This window comes from Rhodococcoides sp. S146-33 (assembly GCF_059489205.1).
In genome coordinates this window covers 43797-58371 of sequence record NZ_JCAJWY010000012.1, presented here as the reverse complement: position 1 = coordinate 58371, position 14575 = coordinate 43797, and the positions used below count along the sequence as shown (strand labels likewise).

Genomic DNA, 14575 nt, shown 5'->3' with positions numbered 1-14575 from the left:
GATTGTGTCAGGATCTGTGAATTCGAGGGTGTTCGGGGTTAGGGTGGGCGGCATGGCGTCGACTCAGGCTCGGATGACTGCGCGTGCTCGGGCACGGGCAGCGCAGCAAAAAGTCGTCGCCGACCGCAAGGCACGCGACGAGAAGAACATGGGCTCGTTGACGGACTACTTCGCTGCTGCCGAGCAGATCGACGCGGCCCGGCTGGCGATGGCGCGCGCGCTCGACGACATCCGGGGGCGGGAAGGAACACTCAGCGCCGCTGCAACTCTCGCGGGCATCACGACCGGCGAAGCACGCAAACTTCTGGCGCTTCTCGCCGACGCCGCATTGACGTCGGCAGGCACGGACAGCGGCGACGACGCCTCGGTCTCCGACTCGGATGCGGCGGCAGATTCTCGCGACGGATCGGTTGCGCCCGATGCCGCCGACCCGGCGGCGACCGAGGATGCAACGACGAGCAAGACCGCGACCGTCGACAGCGCCCCGGCCGCCGAGCCCGCGACGAGTCAGGGGTAACCGGTGAGCGCTCCGGTGATGCAACTGGCGTTGTTCGGCGACGACACCGACGCCGCTGAGCCGCAGCCGGTTCGTCGGGTGTGGCGACCGCTGCAGGAGCCGTTGACTGCGAAGACCGTGGCGAGGTTTTGGACGAAGGTCGTCAAATGTCCAGACCATTTTTTGTGGCGGGGCTCGGTGAGCCACCCCGACGGCTACGGCAGATTTACCTTCACCGACGGCGACACACCACGCACATTGTCCGCGCACCGGTTCGCGCTTCTGCTCGAATACGGCGACCTCGGTGACGGGATCGTCGGTGAGCACGACTGCGACGAAACACTGTGCGTGCGGGTGGCCGACGGTCACCTCAAACGCGGCACCCAGTCGGCCAACCTCGCGCACGCTGTAGCCGTCGGCCGGCACATCGGACCGACACCGGCAGGCGGCGATCCACGCGGACGATACGGACGAGCCGTAGCGATCCGCGAGGCACTGCGCGACGGCTACGACGCCGACCGATTGCGCGCCGCCCTAGCCGGATACAGCTTCGACGCACAAGCACCACCGACCCTGTTCTAAGACATCGCCGCCGACAAGTTGTCGGTGGCGCGCGGTACACAGTGATCCATCAGGCTTCGGGCCGCTGCACCGCACCGGTGGGAGCAGTCCTCACACGAAAGGACTTACCCATGACGCTCTCCTCGCTCTTCACCGACGACGTCGGCCCGCTCCCCCTCCTCGCTGTCGCCGGTGCCGGCTTCCTGATCTGGTACGTGCGGTACCTCGGTGAGAACGACCCCGGATGGAAGGGTTTCGTGGCGAACATTCTCACCGTCATCGGTGTCGGCGCGTACCTCGTCGTTCTCGCTGTCGTGTTCGGCGCGTTCATCGCGGTGATCGGCGGGTTCATCGCGGTGATGCTGTTCATGGTTCCCCTGTTCGCGCTCGGCGGTGCCAGCGGAGTCGATGACCGCAGGGCCCGTCGCGGGTACTACCGCAACCAGTACGACAACGACTACTACCACTGACCGCTATCGCCCATCTGCACACGATGTCGCAGTCACCGTGCCGGGGCGATGTGCAGTCGATGCAACGGCGGCTGTGCGGGCCGTGTGCAACGCGTCGCGATCCGACTGCGCAGAGGGAAACGCATCCCACCGACACGACGTCGCTGTGCACGCGTGCACAGCAAAGAGTGGACGGCTCCGTGGCGATTTCCCGTCCCCTACTGATCTAGTTCGATTTGCCGTGCATCCAACTGATGACGTCGAGGACGCGGAGCGCACTGATGTCGTCGGGCAACGCGGCGGCCGCTCTGACTCTCAGCAGTCGAGTGTGCAGCGCACCTCCGTCCGCGCGCAGCGCTTCCCGGATGGGATCACGGTGCACCATCACCGTATTCAGCACGCGCCCGACGACCGTGTCGTAGATCGGGACCAGGCGGGGGCGTTTGCGGGCCATCAACTTCGTTGCGATGGTGCGGCCGACATCGGTCACGCCTCGCAGTTCGTCCTCCAGCAGCAGGATCGGCGCGTCGGGTGTGAGCCCGTCCGCTTCGTCGGCGAGGTCGCGATCCGGGCCGATAGCGTCGAGCAACTCGGCGAACCGTGCGGCGCGGGTGACGAGCAGTTCACGTGCCGCGCTTGCGGTGACGTTGACCGACAAAAAGGTGATGGCGACGAGATCGTCGGCGGTGAACCGGTTGCTGTCGGCGGCGCGGTTCTGCGGTGCCCAGCTGTCGAAGTACGCGCCGGTGTAGCACCCGGCATCGAGGTAGGTGCCGCCGTAGTACCGACGCAGCAGAGCGACCGCATCGTCGTCGGAGTCGGCGATCAGGGGCGGTGGAAGAGAGACACTCATAGCGGTCGATCGTGTCAGACAGCACTGGTGTCGACACCGGGTTCCGGATGGGGTTCGATGCGCTCGATGCTGTTGATGATCAGCGCGGTGCGCTCCGGCGGGCCAGACACACATGCGGTCGCAGCGATCAGGCCGGCCGTCTCGACGCACGATCGTCCGGTGCGTGCGAACGCGCGCGGGAACATCCAGAAGTCGATCGAATCGTTTCCGTCGACGAGTCGTCCCATCGCCCACTGACCTGTCTGCTGATTCGTCTGCACTGTGACGTCCTCGAGGGTGCCGTGCGCGACGACGTGCGTCCCATTGGGGACATCGCCGTCGAGCACCTCCCGCACTCGCACGAGAGGCTGCGGTGTGGTGGCGTCGTCGTCGGTCATGGTCGGCACGGTGCCAGCAGGCACCGACACGAAACAAACACCTCAGCGCTGGTGGCACGCCGCGCAGCGCGCAAATGATCTAGGATCGAGTGAAGTTCGAGCGTCGATGAGGGTCACGTTCGAGCGCGCCCCACCCGTACCGATTCACCCCGCACTGCGTTCACCGCACTGTGGGTTGTGTGGCTCTGTGAGCGATCGGTACCTGTCCGGTGGGGATTTCCGCGCACCGAAACTGGAAGGCCCTCACCATGTCTGTCTCTCCCGCTGTCGACAAAGACACCGCCATCGCGCGCGCACGCGCCGCGATAGAAAACCGCACCAAATACATCGAGTCCCTTTTCGACGCCGCCCAGGCATCCGCTGATGCACGCGAGAAGGTCGCCGAGGCCACTCGCGCCGCTGAACACGCGAACGCCGAACACGCCGCCGCGTACAAAGAAGCGATCGACGCCGGGTGGACGGTTGCCGAACTCACCGGAAGTGGTCTGACCGCCCCGACACCGGTCGGCAAGAAGGCATCCAAGGCGTCAGCGAAACGCGGCACCGGTCGCGCCACTGCGCGTCGCCGAGTCGGTGCCGAGAACACCGCCGCAGCACCGGACCGACACCACGAAGACGACGCCTCGTCGCCTGCACCCGACGTGTCGAGCGAACCGCAGTCCTCGACTGCGCCCGCGCACTGAACACTGCTGCCCTCGCACCACCCGCGCACCGGCACCGGTCGCGGAACCCCAGTGCGCCCGTGCACGCTCGACACATCTTCTCCGCGTGCGGGCGCACCCCATCACGTCAAAGGACCACACACATGACCCAGCCCGAATTCAACGTCGAAGTAGCCTCCCTCGACCGCAACGGCGACCCCGGTTTCGTGCACTACCGCGGCGCGTTCTACACCTCCCGCTCCGCCGGACAGTTCGCCCTCACCCAAGCAGCAGCACTGGCAGACACCCGCGAAGTCGACACCGTCTCCGTCGTCATCGACGCAGTCGGCGAGGGAACCTCACGCCGTGATGTCGAGTTCATCGGCACCCCCGGCGAACTCGCCGCCGAACTGACCGCACTCCCCGCCTACGCCTCCGGCGCGCGACGCACCGTCATCCCCGCACCACGCGCAGTGACCGCCGCCGTGGCCGCTGTCGTCGAAACGTCACCCCCGTTACCCGACTCGGCGGTCAACGGCCCCGACGCCGTCGCGGTTCTCGACGTGGAGGTGTACTCCACCCGACCCGGCCCGATCCCCAACTCGCGCACCGACGTCGGCGCGTTCACACCGCAGGATGCGCACCGCATCGCCGAGCAGCTCGCCGCCGATCTCGGCGGCACCATCGAACCGATGCGCAACGACACGGTGCTGCGCGTGACCCACGACGCGGACGTCTCCGACACCGACCGCATCGCCGCCGAGCGGTCCGTGCAGGTACGGAACCTGCGCGCGAACCTCTCCGTCCTCGACCCGGTCGCCGACGCCGAACACATCACCGCACTCGCCGCCGACCTCGACGATCTGCGAGCTCGATCGAGGCCGGCCGCGCGTCCGGACAGCTCTGCAGCTGCATCGACTTCGGCTCCGTCCACTTCGGTCTCAGTCGAGGTCGACCGTGCGTCGACGCGTCCGCGCGGGTTGGTCACTCCCCCGACCGGACGCTCGTCCGGAGCTGCACGGGCCACTTCGTCCACGCTGCACACCGCCCCTGCCCCGACGCACACAGCGGCGACATCGCGGTCTGCCGATCACGGTCTCGGATGACCACCGACCACCAGATCCCACCGCAGAGGAGGGAAGGGCGGCACCGACTACCTCGGCCCCCGCAGCGGTCCGACGCGACCGACGACGAGAGCGGCGGTAAGCCTGCGTTCCGGCTCGACGGCGGCGACCTCGGCGCGGTCCTGGCGTTCGAGGCGGTGCTGTGGAACGAACCGATGACCGGCGTACTCCGCGAAATCCACATCACGCCAGGCCGGGTACGCGTGGTCGTTCTTCAGACCGAACAGCAGAAGGGTCTCTACCCGCGATACATATTCAGCGGTGACCCCGATGCGCCGTATCTGGCCGACTACGACATCGACTTCGGCGACGAGGTCCGGATCGGCGATCGCCACTGACACCGCTCGTCCGACTCGGCTCGGCCGTACACGCGAGAAAGGCACCCACACAGCCCTGTGTGGGTGCCTTTTTCTCGTTCGCGCCGGGTTGGGCGCGCGGTCAGTGCTTCGGGTGCGGCGCGGTGCAGGGTGCGCCGAAGATGCCGGCCGCCAGTGCCCACGCGGTCAGAGTGCGGCGTTCGGCGCGGGCCCGGTGCGGGTGCGGGGACTGTCGATGGTCACTGCCCCGCCCGAAACGTGTTGAGCCTCTGCCACAGTGCGCGTTGAGCGCGTCCGTGCTCCACGAGGTGATCGAACAGGTACTCCTCCGGTAGCTCTTCGGCGGCGTGGACGATGGCCGTTGCCACGGTCCGGTAACTGCGCCGGTAGGACTGGGAAAGAACGATGTCGGCGTAGTGGACGGCGGTGAAGCCGTCTGCCCCCGCGGTGATGACCTCGTTCAAGCGGCGGCGCAGGGGCGCGTCTTTGGCTCCGCCGGATCCGGATCGCATGAAGGCTGCGGTGACGCTCGCTGGGTCGTAGGGTTCGCCGGTCGCGACGAGACCGGCGATCACGACGAACATTCGCCGGTACGCGACGTCGTCGAAGTCGTCGGCGGTCACGATCGCGGTGATGCGCAGATCTTCGGCGGACACTCCACCGGTGTGGGCGCTCCACATCAGGGCGCAGAGCAGCAGTGCCTCGGGGTCGGTGGACGGCTCGTGAGCTGTCTCGTTGTCGACGGCAGTGTCGTCGTCCACAGCGGCGAGGCTGCGAACGACACGCTCGGGCTCGTCGGGCGGTGGAACTGCGCTCAGTGGCGTCATCGTCGGGCTCGTTCTCGCAGGTCAATCTCGAACAGGGGTCAACGGAGTGGTCGGTCAGGCGGCGGCGAGCTTGTCGAGGGCGTCGATCCGAAAGCCGGACCAGTGGGTGTTCTCGTCGACGACCACGACGGGCATCTGCCGGTAGCCGAGTCCGTTGGTGACGAACTCGCGGGCCGCTGCGTCTTCGGTGACATCGACGGTCGTGTAGTCGATCCCGTGCTTGTTCAGGCGTCGTTTTGTTTGATCGCAGTTGTTGCATTCGGGTTTCGTGTACACAGTGATCGACATAGCTCACTCCTCGAGAGAATTGTTCCGATAGGTTCCATTTTATCTCACATTGGCCTAATTAGCCATAGATGAAGCGAGGCATTTTAACTCGAATGTGTTGGCGCGCAATAGATTCCTAGTTGCCTAGCAGTTCGCAATTACGTCGGTTGCGTTTCCTTATCGGCAGTACACGGAGAGGAATGCGAAAAAGCGACGGGGGACAGTTCATTTCGCATTTGGGTCATGGTGCCGTCGCCCGACTACTGGTGCGACGCCGCGATCGAGACATGCGAAACGCCGCCGGAGCTGTTGCTCTACGGCGGCGTCAGTCGGGGGGGCTATCGCTAGTCGAGTTCGTACTGTCGGGTGCGGTGTGGGACCAGGGACCTGCGGATTCCGAGCGGGCCTCTCGAGACCATCTGCCGCCGCAATTGCATCCATTCTTGTACGAGTTCGGGTGTGGTGTTTCGTGCGGCTTCGCTGCGGAGGTCGTTCAGTGCGTTCATCCATCTCTGTATTTCAATTTTTCTCTGGGTGACACGCTCCAGCGCGCGAGGGAGGTATTTGGTGTCGAGTCCGCGAAAGAGGTGGGTTCCGAGTTCGTGGATATCTCTTTGGATGTGGCAATCGAGTCGGTACCAGTCGATCGTCGTCGATGGAGCTTTGCGGTTCATGCTCGATCACCGATCGGGGCATGGAGCAAATCGAGGGCCTTCTGGTGCTCGGCCGATGCAGTGGCGATATCCATAGTCTCCCCGTTCGTGGTGTCGGTGTCGGTGAGTTAGTGGTCGGACGCGGTGTTACGGCGTTGGTCGCCGATGAACTTTGCCCTGTTCGCGGTGACGACGACCTCTCTCGTACCTTTCGATCCCAGCTCGTTGCCGAGACGGACAAGAGCGAACACCAATGCCACTGCAAGAGCGGGAAATACGGTTTCGATGAGGCTGATGTCGTTGCCGTCGAAGCTCATCTTGACGTTGTATGCGGCAGCGGACACTCCGAGTATGCCCACCATGACAGCGGCAAATCGGTTGAGCGCGTACCGGAGCCGGTCCACTGCGTCCGCAGACTCGAAGTAGCGTTCCGCGTTTTCTATGCTGTCGTCGAACAGGAATTCTTGGCGGATCTTGGCGTGGTTGCGGAAGGTGCTGAGGGGGTTCATCGGTTGTTCCTGTCGTCGTCGAGGGCTGCTCGAGTGAAGCTGCGTTTCTGGTCGTCTTCGTAATCGGCGCGGGTGCTGTTGAACTCACGTGCGATCAGGTAGCCGAACAGGATGGAGCCTGCGGTGAGGGCGGCTTTCCATCCCCAGGCGACGTCTGGGTAGGTGATGGCGAAGACGCTGGCGGCGACTACGGCGAGGCCGATGAGGGCGAGTGCGTTGCTGTGCAGTGCCGTTCGAGACGGCTTGCGTATGTACAGGGTGCCGACGGTGTAGGCCCCGGTGACGAGGACGACGAACACGATGAAGGCCGTGGTGTTGACGATATTCATTGGCGTTCTCCATTCACGGTGGCTGCTTCTGCCTTTCACTTCGGATGTAGGTCGTGATCGACGCTTGTGTGTGTCGTTGTGCCGTTGGTGGGTCATGTTGCCAGGTGGGGCCGACATACTGCTGGGTGTCGACCGCCACCGGGCGGCGGTGGGTCGTGGTGGGTCAGCTGGTGAGCTGTTTGCGTGTGGTGGTTTCTATGGCGATCTTGGCGTTGTCGTAGATGCGGTCGGGGATGGTGACGATGTCGGCCGCGAGTTCCTCGACGGTGCGCAGCGCTGTCTCGCGTTCCTGTCCGGTGGCCGAGGTATCGAGAGCGATACCGAGGGCGCTGCGGATCCGGCGCACGGTTCGTTGATCGTCGACGCTGGTCACACGCAGACCCATGGTGCGGGCGTAGCCGTCGGCGCTGCGCCAGGCAGTGTTCGTCTTCTGAGCGGCTGCGGCGAAAGCCTGCACACGCTCGAGGGTGTCGGGGCACTGTTCGGGCCGAACGTCGTTCATGGTCGCGAAGGCGTCGATGAAGGCTGCGGTGCGGGGCTCGGTGAGGTCGTCGAGCAGGGGCCTGACGAAGATCGAGTACGGGTCGGCCAGGTAGGCGGCGTAGGCGTCCGCGACCTCGCTGTAGACCGCGTGCGCGGCGGCGTAGGCGTCCGCGAGTGCCTTCTTCGCGTTGCGGCGGTCGACGAGGTGACTGCGGGTCCGGGTGATCAGGTACGTGGCCAGTGCGAGGGCGAGCACGACTGCGATCACTGCGACGAGGATCCAGACCAGGGGCGTCCAGTCCGTCGGAGCGTCGGGTGCGGTATCGACCATGGACGGCGGTGCCGGGGCGTCCAGTGTTGCGTGCGGGTCGGCGGGAGGAAGGTTCGTCGCCTCCTCGGCAGACACCGGCGAAAGAATCGAACGGACGGCCGTCGCGGCGACGGCGACGACGAGCCCTCCCCCGCACATCTGAAGCGCGGTCCTGTCGTCGTCGCCGTACATGCGTGACCAGAAGAACTTGGCTCCGCCGCCGATCATGGCGAGGACACCGAGCGTGGTGCACCCCCACATCAGGAAGGACAGGAGCATCTCGATGTCCGCTGAAGCGGGTGGCATCGTCTGGGGCACTGGATTGTTCATCGGTGCTGGGGCCTTCCGGCTCGGGTGAGGCAGCAAGATCAGGGGCGGCGGGCGAGGTGGGCTTCGGCGGTGGCGGCGGCGACGTCGTAGCCGCCCCAGGGTGAGCGGTGCGGGACCGAGCGCAGGCCTATGGTGACGCCGCGTCTGGTGATGACGGGCCATCCGGTGGGGCGCTCCCCGACGATGTCGATGACCTTCGCTGTCCACACCTGATCCTTCTGCGACGGTGTGCGTTCGGGTGTCACGATCGGGAGGTCGTCGATCCAGCCGGGGTGGGCGTGATCGAGGGCGTCGCAGACTGCCTCGGACTCGTCGGCGCGGTTCTCCCCTTCCCACGAGCAGCCGGTGCACGCGCCGCGGTAGACGTCGCCGCCGACGCACTGGCAGGGGGTGTCCCTGCTCGTGTCCGGGCAGCAGCAGTCGAGGTCCGCTGCAACACAGGTGGGTTGGCAGATTTCGGTGGGTGTGGACGGGTCACAGATTCCCGGACGGAACGCGTGAGAGGCGGCGGTCGAGCCGTGCCGTCCCCAGGTGGTCGCCCAGGCCTCGAATTCGGCTACGCGGGCCTGCACCCCTCGGGTGGGGCTGGCGAACAGGATCGGGATGCCGTGGCGGTCGATGTGCAGGTTCTGCTCGTCGGCTTCGGCGGCGGCGAGCACCTCGAAGATGTCGATCTGGCCTGCGGTCTCGGCCATCACCGCACGCCCAGCTCGGGGCCGGTGATGGACTGCACGGCGAGGGAGAGTCGTACGTCGCTGGCGTCGACGACGACGGGGTGGGTGCGGCTGTACCAGGCACCAGGTGCGTCGAGGAGGGCGGTGACCTCGACGCGGCCTGCAGGTGCGGTGCGATAGCCGAGAATGTCGATGATCGTTCCGTCGAACTGGGTGTCGAGCGAAATCAGTTTCATTCCAACTCCTTTGAGGCGGCGACGTGCGGCCGTTGCGGGTGCGGCCAGGGTGGCGGTCATGGATGCTCCAAGGTCGGGCGGAGAAAGTGGTGAGCGGCAACGGTCGGGGACTGTGCGCAGGCGTTCAGGACGGCAAGGTCTGGCAGTCGGCGCATTCCCAGCGCCCGGCGGTCGAGGTGCAGGTCCGTCGCTCTTCACAGAGCCAGCAGATCTGGTTGCGCTTGCGGGTCGACACCTGTTGCGCGGCAGCCACGGTGGCGGCCTGTGCGCGGTATTGCTCACGGGTGCTCGCATCACGGGCAGCGAGGTCGGCGCGGACCTGCTCCGGATCTACGGCCAATCCGTCGGTTCGTACGTTCAGCATGTCCCCGAACGCTGCGCGGCAGGACTGACACACATCGCCCGGTGTAGCGACCGGAACAGCACACCCGGGCAATGCGCAGGACGTGAACAGCGTTGACTGCCAGTCACATTCGATCTCGCCGGTGCGTGTCGATGTCATACCCAAACCATACAGCGTCACGCTGTATGGTTGCAAGGGGTTCGGCGAACTATTTACAGCGTGGGGCTGTAAGGTGCGGGTATGTCGACAATCATGCTCGTGCGGGGATCGGAGGAACCGTGACCGATGCCGAATTGACCCTCTCGGAGGTTCTGGCACTGATCGAGGCCTCGACCGGGAAAGCGATCGCGTCCTCGACGTGGCGGTCCTACGTCGCTCGTGGCCAGGCCCCGAAACCTGCCCGCCACCTCTCGCGCACTCCGCTGTATTCGCGGGAGGACATCGAGGCGTGGATCGCAGGCCGACCCGGCAGTGGTGCACGAACCGACCTGTACCCACGCTGATCGCCGTTCGACATTCCCGGTTCACCCCTGAGCGCGTCAACATATCTTGACGAACCGGAAAGGCCCCGGCCATCGGCGTGATGGTCGAGGCCTTCCTGTCGTGCTGGTTGCGAAGCTCCAGCGGATGGTCAAGCGTCGTCGTCTACGGCAGCGTACGCGGCGTCGACGGTGATGTTGCCGATCGCGGCCTGCTCCACCGGGGTCAGAGTGTGCCCGCTGTCGGCGAGGAAGGTCAGGTAGCTGTCGATGCCGACCATGCCTCGGTAGTGCTTCGAGGAGAACCGCCAGTAGTCCTTGGCTTCCTGCGGCCCCGTCAGGCGGGCCTCGAACGCGGTGAGCACACGGGCAAGCAGCAACACCTCGGCGCGAGCGGGCGTGGCACCGGTGGCCTTACGGTCGACCTCGCCCAGCGGTGAACCCATGATCTCGCCGTACCGCTCCGAGCACTTGGATTCGGTGAACACATCACCATGAGCCGCCAGCGCGGTCACGATCCACTTGGTGGCGTTCTTCGGGGCGGTCTTGCCCGCGAGCAGACCGGTGAGGAATGCACGTCGGGCTTCGGTGGCGGTCGCTCCGGCGCGGTTGAGGGCTTTCACCTTTCGCCGTTCTGCGCGTTCGGTCTCGATGCGTTCGGCTTCGGCGCGCGCGGCTGTGCGCTGCGCCGGGGTCAATCCGTCCTCGGTGCCAACGCCCTCTGCGGCGGCGATCTTCTCGGGTGCAAGTTCGAGGCCGGCCGCAGACACACGGTCGTGGCGCAGGAAGTACTCGTACCCCCAGGCGGTCACTTTCTCGACGGTGTTGGCGTGTCGCAGCTCCTCGTACGCCTCGGCGGCGTCGTCGTCCTCGGTGTCGAAGTCGATGTCGCCCTCGTCTACTTCCTCGCGGGTGGTCTTGTCGACCCAGACGGTGCCGGTCTCGTGGACATGGACGTGCCACAAGTGCGGCGCTTGCTCCGGGGCGTCGGCCGGGACTGCACTGCCGTCGGCAGTGCGCAGGTCCGCGAGCGAGTACCACTCCCCCTCGCTGGTGGACGGTTCGTCATGGAGCAACGTGAAGCCGAGTGCGATGTAGTCGGCTGCGGCGGCAGTGGTCTCGGCGCGTTCGTCGATGCGGCGCTGGAGGGTGGCCAGGCGGTACTCGAAACCGAATCTGTTGTCGAAGATCTGCTCGATTGCCTCGGTGATCCACGGCTCCGTCTGTGCGGCGGCTTCGAGATCAGCAAGCAACGCAGCTCCTTCGAGGGTGAGTTGCCGGTCGTCGAGCTGGCGGCGAGCGCGCTCGGATCGTCCTGCTCGACCGGCCTTTTCGACGTACGCCTTGGGGACGTGCAGTGCTGTCGCGACCTTCTGCACGTTCAGGCCCAGGTCGAGCAGGCCCGTGACGGCGGCGGCGCGTTGCCCGGTGGTGAGGTCTTCGCGCTGGTCGTTGGATACGACCTGCTCGGTGATGCGTTCGATCCCTGCGGCCTTCTCGTCGTCGGACTGCTCGCGCACCATCACCGGTATCGAGGTGAGACCGGCTTCGCGGGCCCCGAGAGTTCTGCGCTGTCCGTCGTGGACGACCAGGGTTCCGTCGGCGCGGCGGACCGCCGAAACCGCCTGGAGGACACCGTGGGCGGCGATGGAGGCGACGAACTCGGGGTCGGCGGTGATGTCTACGCCGTCGCGGACGTTGGCGGTGATGTCGAGGGCGTGCGGGTCGGCGTCGACGAGGGTGTAGCCGGTCGAGGTCGGTGCCGATTGTGCAGCCATGGTGGTGGTCATGATGGCGGTCTCCCTGGTTAGTGTGTGCAGGTGAGGCACCTGGCAGGTATCAGCTGCCCGGTGCCCGTTCGCAGGTGGAGGGTCGAGCGAGGGTCAGCGGTCGGAGGTCTTCACGACGGGTAGTTCCCAGATCGGATCTTCTGCACAGGGAGCGCTGATGTCGACCCAGCGCCCGGTGATCGCGTATCCGCGACGGGCGAGCAGCACCTGCGCCATGTCGGGGGTCCAGTCCATCGGTGCGTGCTCCTCGATGCCGGGCGCGTCGATGTACTCGACCTCGATGCCGCCTCGCCGAATGGACACTCCCAGGCCGCGTTCGGGGCGTTCGTCGCCGTATTCGGAGGTGACTGCGGTGAGGTTCTGCTCAGTTTCTCCCATGCCCCTAACCTTACAGCGTCACGCTGTATTGTCAAGTCCTGCAACGACTTTCGGTGGAACTACGAATACGGGCCGTATTTCGTGCGTCGAACGGCAGAACCCCGCACGCTCGAATCGCCTACAGCGCAGGATGATCGAGACTGCGACTCACATCGGGTCGGTGCGACCGGTGGTCCATGCCTGGTTTCTTCCGTCGAAGGTAGCGGCGTCCTTACCCCTGCTCGGCCAGGTCGACGTACAGTTCAACCGGGAGTTGATGGCAATAGGCCCATACGATGACTCTTTCCTGCGACCGATCAGCATCGCGCCCTAACGCTACAATTCCGGCATGGCTGGGTTCAAGGATGAAGTCGAGCGCATCGCAGCTCTGAATGCGCTCGGCCAAAGCGTAGCCGCGGAGGCTCAGCGCGCTATAGAAGTACCGGCGAGCAGTGCAGTGCCGCAGACGATGCGTCTCCTCAAGGAGTGCGCATCCCATCTGAGCGGCAAGAAAGCACCGGAGAAGTACGAGTTGCCTGGAAGTAAGCTTTGGAGCCCGAAACGTTCTCCCGAGGGTTATGCGCTGTACCACCGTCGAAGCGAAAAGGGCGGACTGCTGAGTCTCAGCATCCTGACTCCTGACGGCCGGTTCTGGGCGCAGCAGCACACACCCCTAATAGGTTCGAAGAACCACGGTGATTTCATTCCAATTACAGTCCAAGCCCTTCTGGGGCGGAAGCTGACTGTTGGCTGGGAGCAAAGCATCGGATTCGACTTCGACGGCACCCCGACGGTGGTCACCAAAGGAACCTTTGGAGACTCGGATTCAAGCCTCCCACTCTCAAGGTGGCTCGCCGAGTTCGTTTCAAAATAGCGGAAACCGTCGTCACGCTTTCGCGGCGAGGGAAACCGAACCCTGCAACTATAAGCAAACCGTTAGCCAAGATAGTTGACGAACAATTCGCTTCTAATCGACGGGAGTCGCAGCCTCGGCGGGGCACCACTGGCCTTCGAGCCGCAAGAATCCCCTGCCGTTGCCGATCGGTATCTGGAAACTGAGTTGGCAAATCCATTGACCCCGTCCAGTTTTCGCCCACGCATGGAGCAGTCCGGGCGATTTGGTATCCATCGCCAGCCCCTCCGAGCGGACTTTGAGAGGTGTTCCGTCACGGAAGGATCCTCCGGATGAGCCTGCCACGGTGAGCGCTATGTTGACCAGGACTCTCCGAGGCGGATCGACGATGTGGCGCGTGGGGGGATCGAAGCTCACGGGCCAGTTCTCGTACAGGTCGGGGGTCATTGGGCGACCGCCAATCGGTGCGGCCGATGTTCGGCGGCTGCGTCGGTGACCGCAGGGGTCCAGCGCAAGCCGTGTTCGCCGAACATGGGTGCTGCGAGGGTGTAGCGGCTTGTGCGCTCGGTGATGCCGCGTCCGTGGACGGTGGTGTCGATGGTGATCGAGCGGATGCGGCCCCTGCCTTGCTCGATGCCGCCGTAGCCGACGGGCCGAGAGGAAATCGTCAGATCGAGACCGGGCATCCGACCGTCCGTAATCGCGAATATCCCTGCGTGAGTTCGGTTTCGAGCCAATAGGGCACGTGCTCGGGTCGGTGGTACGTCGCGGCCGTGGACGGTGCTGATGACCAGATCGATCCCATCGATGCAGATATTGGCGGCGTCGAGAGGGTCTGCTTGACCGGGGTCGATCAGGGCGATCTTGGACAGGTCCCCGCCGTGTTCGTGGACGGCGAGGAGCCCGAACTTGGGTTGACCGATCAGTGCGACGTGGTGGCCGGCCGCGGTGGCGGTGGCGACGAGTCCGACGAGAATCGATCCGGCACCGGTGATCGACAGGGCCGTTCCTCGGGCCAGTGCGCCGCGTGGGAGCAGTTCCGACAGCGGCATGGGTACCGGCAGGGTTTTGAGGGTTCGTGAGCGCACGGGGCCGCTCAGAGCCCGTTCATCGCCGTCGGTCGCGGTGGCCTGCGCGTTCGGCTGTGAGGGGGCGAATGCGGGCGAGTCGTCGGGGTCGGTGGGTGCGTGGTCGCGGCGTCCGGGGATCGCGGCCATACTGCGGCGAAGAGCGGCAAGCTGCGCAGCCTTGTCCAGGTTGGTCAGGTCGGGGATCGTGTCGGCGGTACCGGCCATGAGTGCGACCTTTCGCCGAACG

The 14575-nt window shown here is 65.3% G+C and carries 21 protein-coding genes; 8 read left to right on the top strand and 13 right to left on the bottom strand.

What is annotated here, in order from left to right:
- Positions 1–52 precede the first annotated feature (52 nt).
- From AC5WEY_RS25465 to AC5WEY_RS25455, 3 genes are all read left to right on the top strand, one after another.
- Positions 53–517, top strand: a complete 465-nt coding sequence (locus AC5WEY_RS25465) for a hypothetical protein (protein WP_495648057.1) — start codon at positions 53–55, stop codon at positions 515–517.
- A gap of 3 nt (positions 518–520) precedes the next feature.
- Positions 521–1078 (top strand): HNH endonuclease, encoded by a 558-nt coding sequence (locus AC5WEY_RS25460; RefSeq protein WP_495648056.1) that lies wholly within the window; start codon positions 521–523, stop codon positions 1076–1078.
- Between the two features lie 110 nt (positions 1079–1188).
- Entirely contained in the window at positions 1189–1527 is a 339-nt protein-coding gene (locus AC5WEY_RS25455; RefSeq protein WP_495648055.1) for a hypothetical protein, read from the top strand.
- Between the two features lie 205 nt (positions 1528–1732).
- Here the strand turns inward: AC5WEY_RS25455 and AC5WEY_RS25450 are convergent, their stop codons facing one another.
- Together AC5WEY_RS25450 and AC5WEY_RS25445 are read right to left on the bottom strand one after the other, a co-directional pair.
- On the bottom strand, positions 1733–2359 hold the full coding sequence (locus AC5WEY_RS25450) for a DUF6308 family protein (RefSeq protein ID WP_495648054.1): 627 nt from the start codon (positions 2357–2359) through the stop codon (positions 1733–1735).
- 14 nt (positions 2360–2373) lie between these two features.
- Positions 2374–2736: a single stranded DNA-binding domain-containing protein gene (locus AC5WEY_RS25445; RefSeq protein WP_495648053.1), complete on the bottom strand. Its 363-nt coding sequence runs from the start codon at positions 2734–2736 to the stop codon at positions 2374–2376.
- 248 nt (positions 2737–2984) lie between these two features.
- Between AC5WEY_RS25445 and AC5WEY_RS25440 the strand changes: the two genes are divergently transcribed.
- The 3 genes from AC5WEY_RS25440 to AC5WEY_RS25430 all read left to right on the top strand — a co-directional run bounded on the left by AC5WEY_RS25440 (position 2985) and on the right by AC5WEY_RS25430 (position 4839).
- The gene (locus tag AC5WEY_RS25440) at positions 2985–3419 is read left to right on the top strand and encodes a hypothetical protein (RefSeq protein ID WP_495648052.1); all 435 of its coding nucleotides are present in this window, start codon (positions 2985–2987) and stop codon (positions 3417–3419) included.
- Between the two features lie 122 nt (positions 3420–3541).
- Positions 3542–4483: a hypothetical protein gene (locus AC5WEY_RS25435; RefSeq protein ID WP_495648051.1), complete on the top strand. Its 942-nt coding sequence runs from the start codon at positions 3542–3544 to the stop codon at positions 4481–4483.
- Positions 4480–4839, top strand: a complete 360-nt coding sequence (locus AC5WEY_RS25430; RefSeq protein WP_495648050.1) for a hypothetical protein — start codon at positions 4480–4482, stop codon at positions 4837–4839. Before AC5WEY_RS25435 ends, AC5WEY_RS25430 begins: the two co-directional genes overlap by 4 nt.
- 218 nt (positions 4840–5057) lie before the next feature.
- Here AC5WEY_RS25430 and AC5WEY_RS25425 read toward each other — a convergent pair whose 3' ends face one another.
- The 8 genes from AC5WEY_RS25425 to AC5WEY_RS25390 form a co-directional block, all read right to left on the bottom strand.
- Entirely contained in the window at positions 5058–5645 is a 588-nt protein-coding gene (locus AC5WEY_RS25425; protein ID WP_495648049.1) for a DnaB-like helicase N-terminal domain-containing protein, read from the bottom strand.
- Positions 5646–5699: 54 nt separating this feature from the next.
- Entirely contained in the window at positions 5700–5933 is a 234-nt protein-coding gene (locus tag AC5WEY_RS25420) for a glutaredoxin family protein (RefSeq protein WP_495648048.1), read from the bottom strand.
- A gap of 760 nt (positions 5934–6693) precedes the next feature.
- Positions 6694–7074 carry a hypothetical protein gene (locus AC5WEY_RS25415; RefSeq protein WP_495648047.1) on the bottom strand — a complete coding sequence of 127 codons (381 nt, stop codon included), beginning with the start codon at positions 7072–7074 and terminating at the stop codon, positions 6694–6696.
- Complete coding sequence (locus AC5WEY_RS25410; protein ID WP_495648046.1) at positions 7071–7403, bottom strand: hypothetical protein; 333 nt, start codon at positions 7401–7403, stop codon at positions 7071–7073. Before AC5WEY_RS25410 ends, AC5WEY_RS25415 begins: the two co-directional genes overlap by 4 nt.
- 163 nt (positions 7404–7566) lie before the next feature.
- Positions 7567–8526: a hypothetical protein gene (locus tag AC5WEY_RS25405; protein ID WP_495648045.1), complete on the bottom strand. Its 960-nt coding sequence runs from the start codon at positions 8524–8526 to the stop codon at positions 7567–7569.
- Between the two features lie 38 nt (positions 8527–8564).
- On the bottom strand, positions 8565–9221 hold the full coding sequence (locus tag AC5WEY_RS25400; RefSeq protein ID WP_495648044.1) for a DUF6349 family protein: 657 nt from the start codon (positions 9219–9221) through the stop codon (positions 8565–8567).
- Complete coding sequence (locus AC5WEY_RS25395; protein ID WP_495648043.1) at positions 9221–9496, bottom strand: hypothetical protein; 276 nt, start codon at positions 9494–9496, stop codon at positions 9221–9223. Before AC5WEY_RS25395 ends, AC5WEY_RS25400 begins: the two co-directional genes overlap by 1 nt.
- Positions 9497–9560: 64 nt before the next feature.
- A complete protein-coding gene (locus AC5WEY_RS25390; protein ID WP_495648042.1) occupies positions 9561–9800 on the bottom strand; it encodes a hypothetical protein in 240 nt (79 codons plus the stop codon).
- A 257-nt stretch (positions 9801–10057) separates the two neighbouring features.
- On the opposite strand from AC5WEY_RS25390, the gene AC5WEY_RS25385 reads away from it, so the two are divergent.
- On the top strand, positions 10058–10282 hold the full coding sequence (locus AC5WEY_RS25385) for a transcriptional regulator (protein WP_314145649.1): 225 nt from the start codon (positions 10058–10060) through the stop codon (positions 10280–10282).
- A 128-nt stretch (positions 10283–10410) separates the two neighbouring features.
- Here the strand turns inward: AC5WEY_RS25385 and AC5WEY_RS25380 are convergent, their stop codons facing one another.
- A complete protein-coding gene (locus AC5WEY_RS25380) occupies positions 10411–12048 on the bottom strand; it encodes a ParB/RepB/Spo0J family partition protein (protein WP_495648041.1) in 1638 nt (545 codons plus the stop codon).
- Positions 12049–12141: 93 nt separating this feature from the next.
- Positions 12142–12426, bottom strand: coding sequence for a hypothetical protein (locus AC5WEY_RS25375; protein WP_495648040.1), 285 nt, complete (start codon positions 12424–12426; stop codon positions 12142–12144).
- Between the two features lie 328 nt (positions 12427–12754).
- Between AC5WEY_RS25375 and AC5WEY_RS25370 the strand changes: the two genes are divergently transcribed.
- Positions 12755–13279 carry a hypothetical protein gene (locus AC5WEY_RS25370; protein ID WP_495648039.1) on the top strand — a complete coding sequence of 175 codons (525 nt, stop codon included), beginning with the start codon at positions 12755–12757 and terminating at the stop codon, positions 13277–13279.
- 422 nt (positions 13280–13701) lie between these two features.
- Here AC5WEY_RS25370 and imuA' read toward each other — a convergent pair whose 3' ends face one another.
- The gene (imuA', locus tag AC5WEY_RS25365; protein ID WP_495648038.1) at positions 13702–14553 is read right to left on the bottom strand and encodes a DnaE2-dependent mutagenesis accessory factor ImuA'; all 852 of its coding nucleotides are present in this window, start codon (positions 14551–14553) and stop codon (positions 13702–13704) included.
- Between the last annotated feature and the right edge of the window lie 22 nt (positions 14554–14575).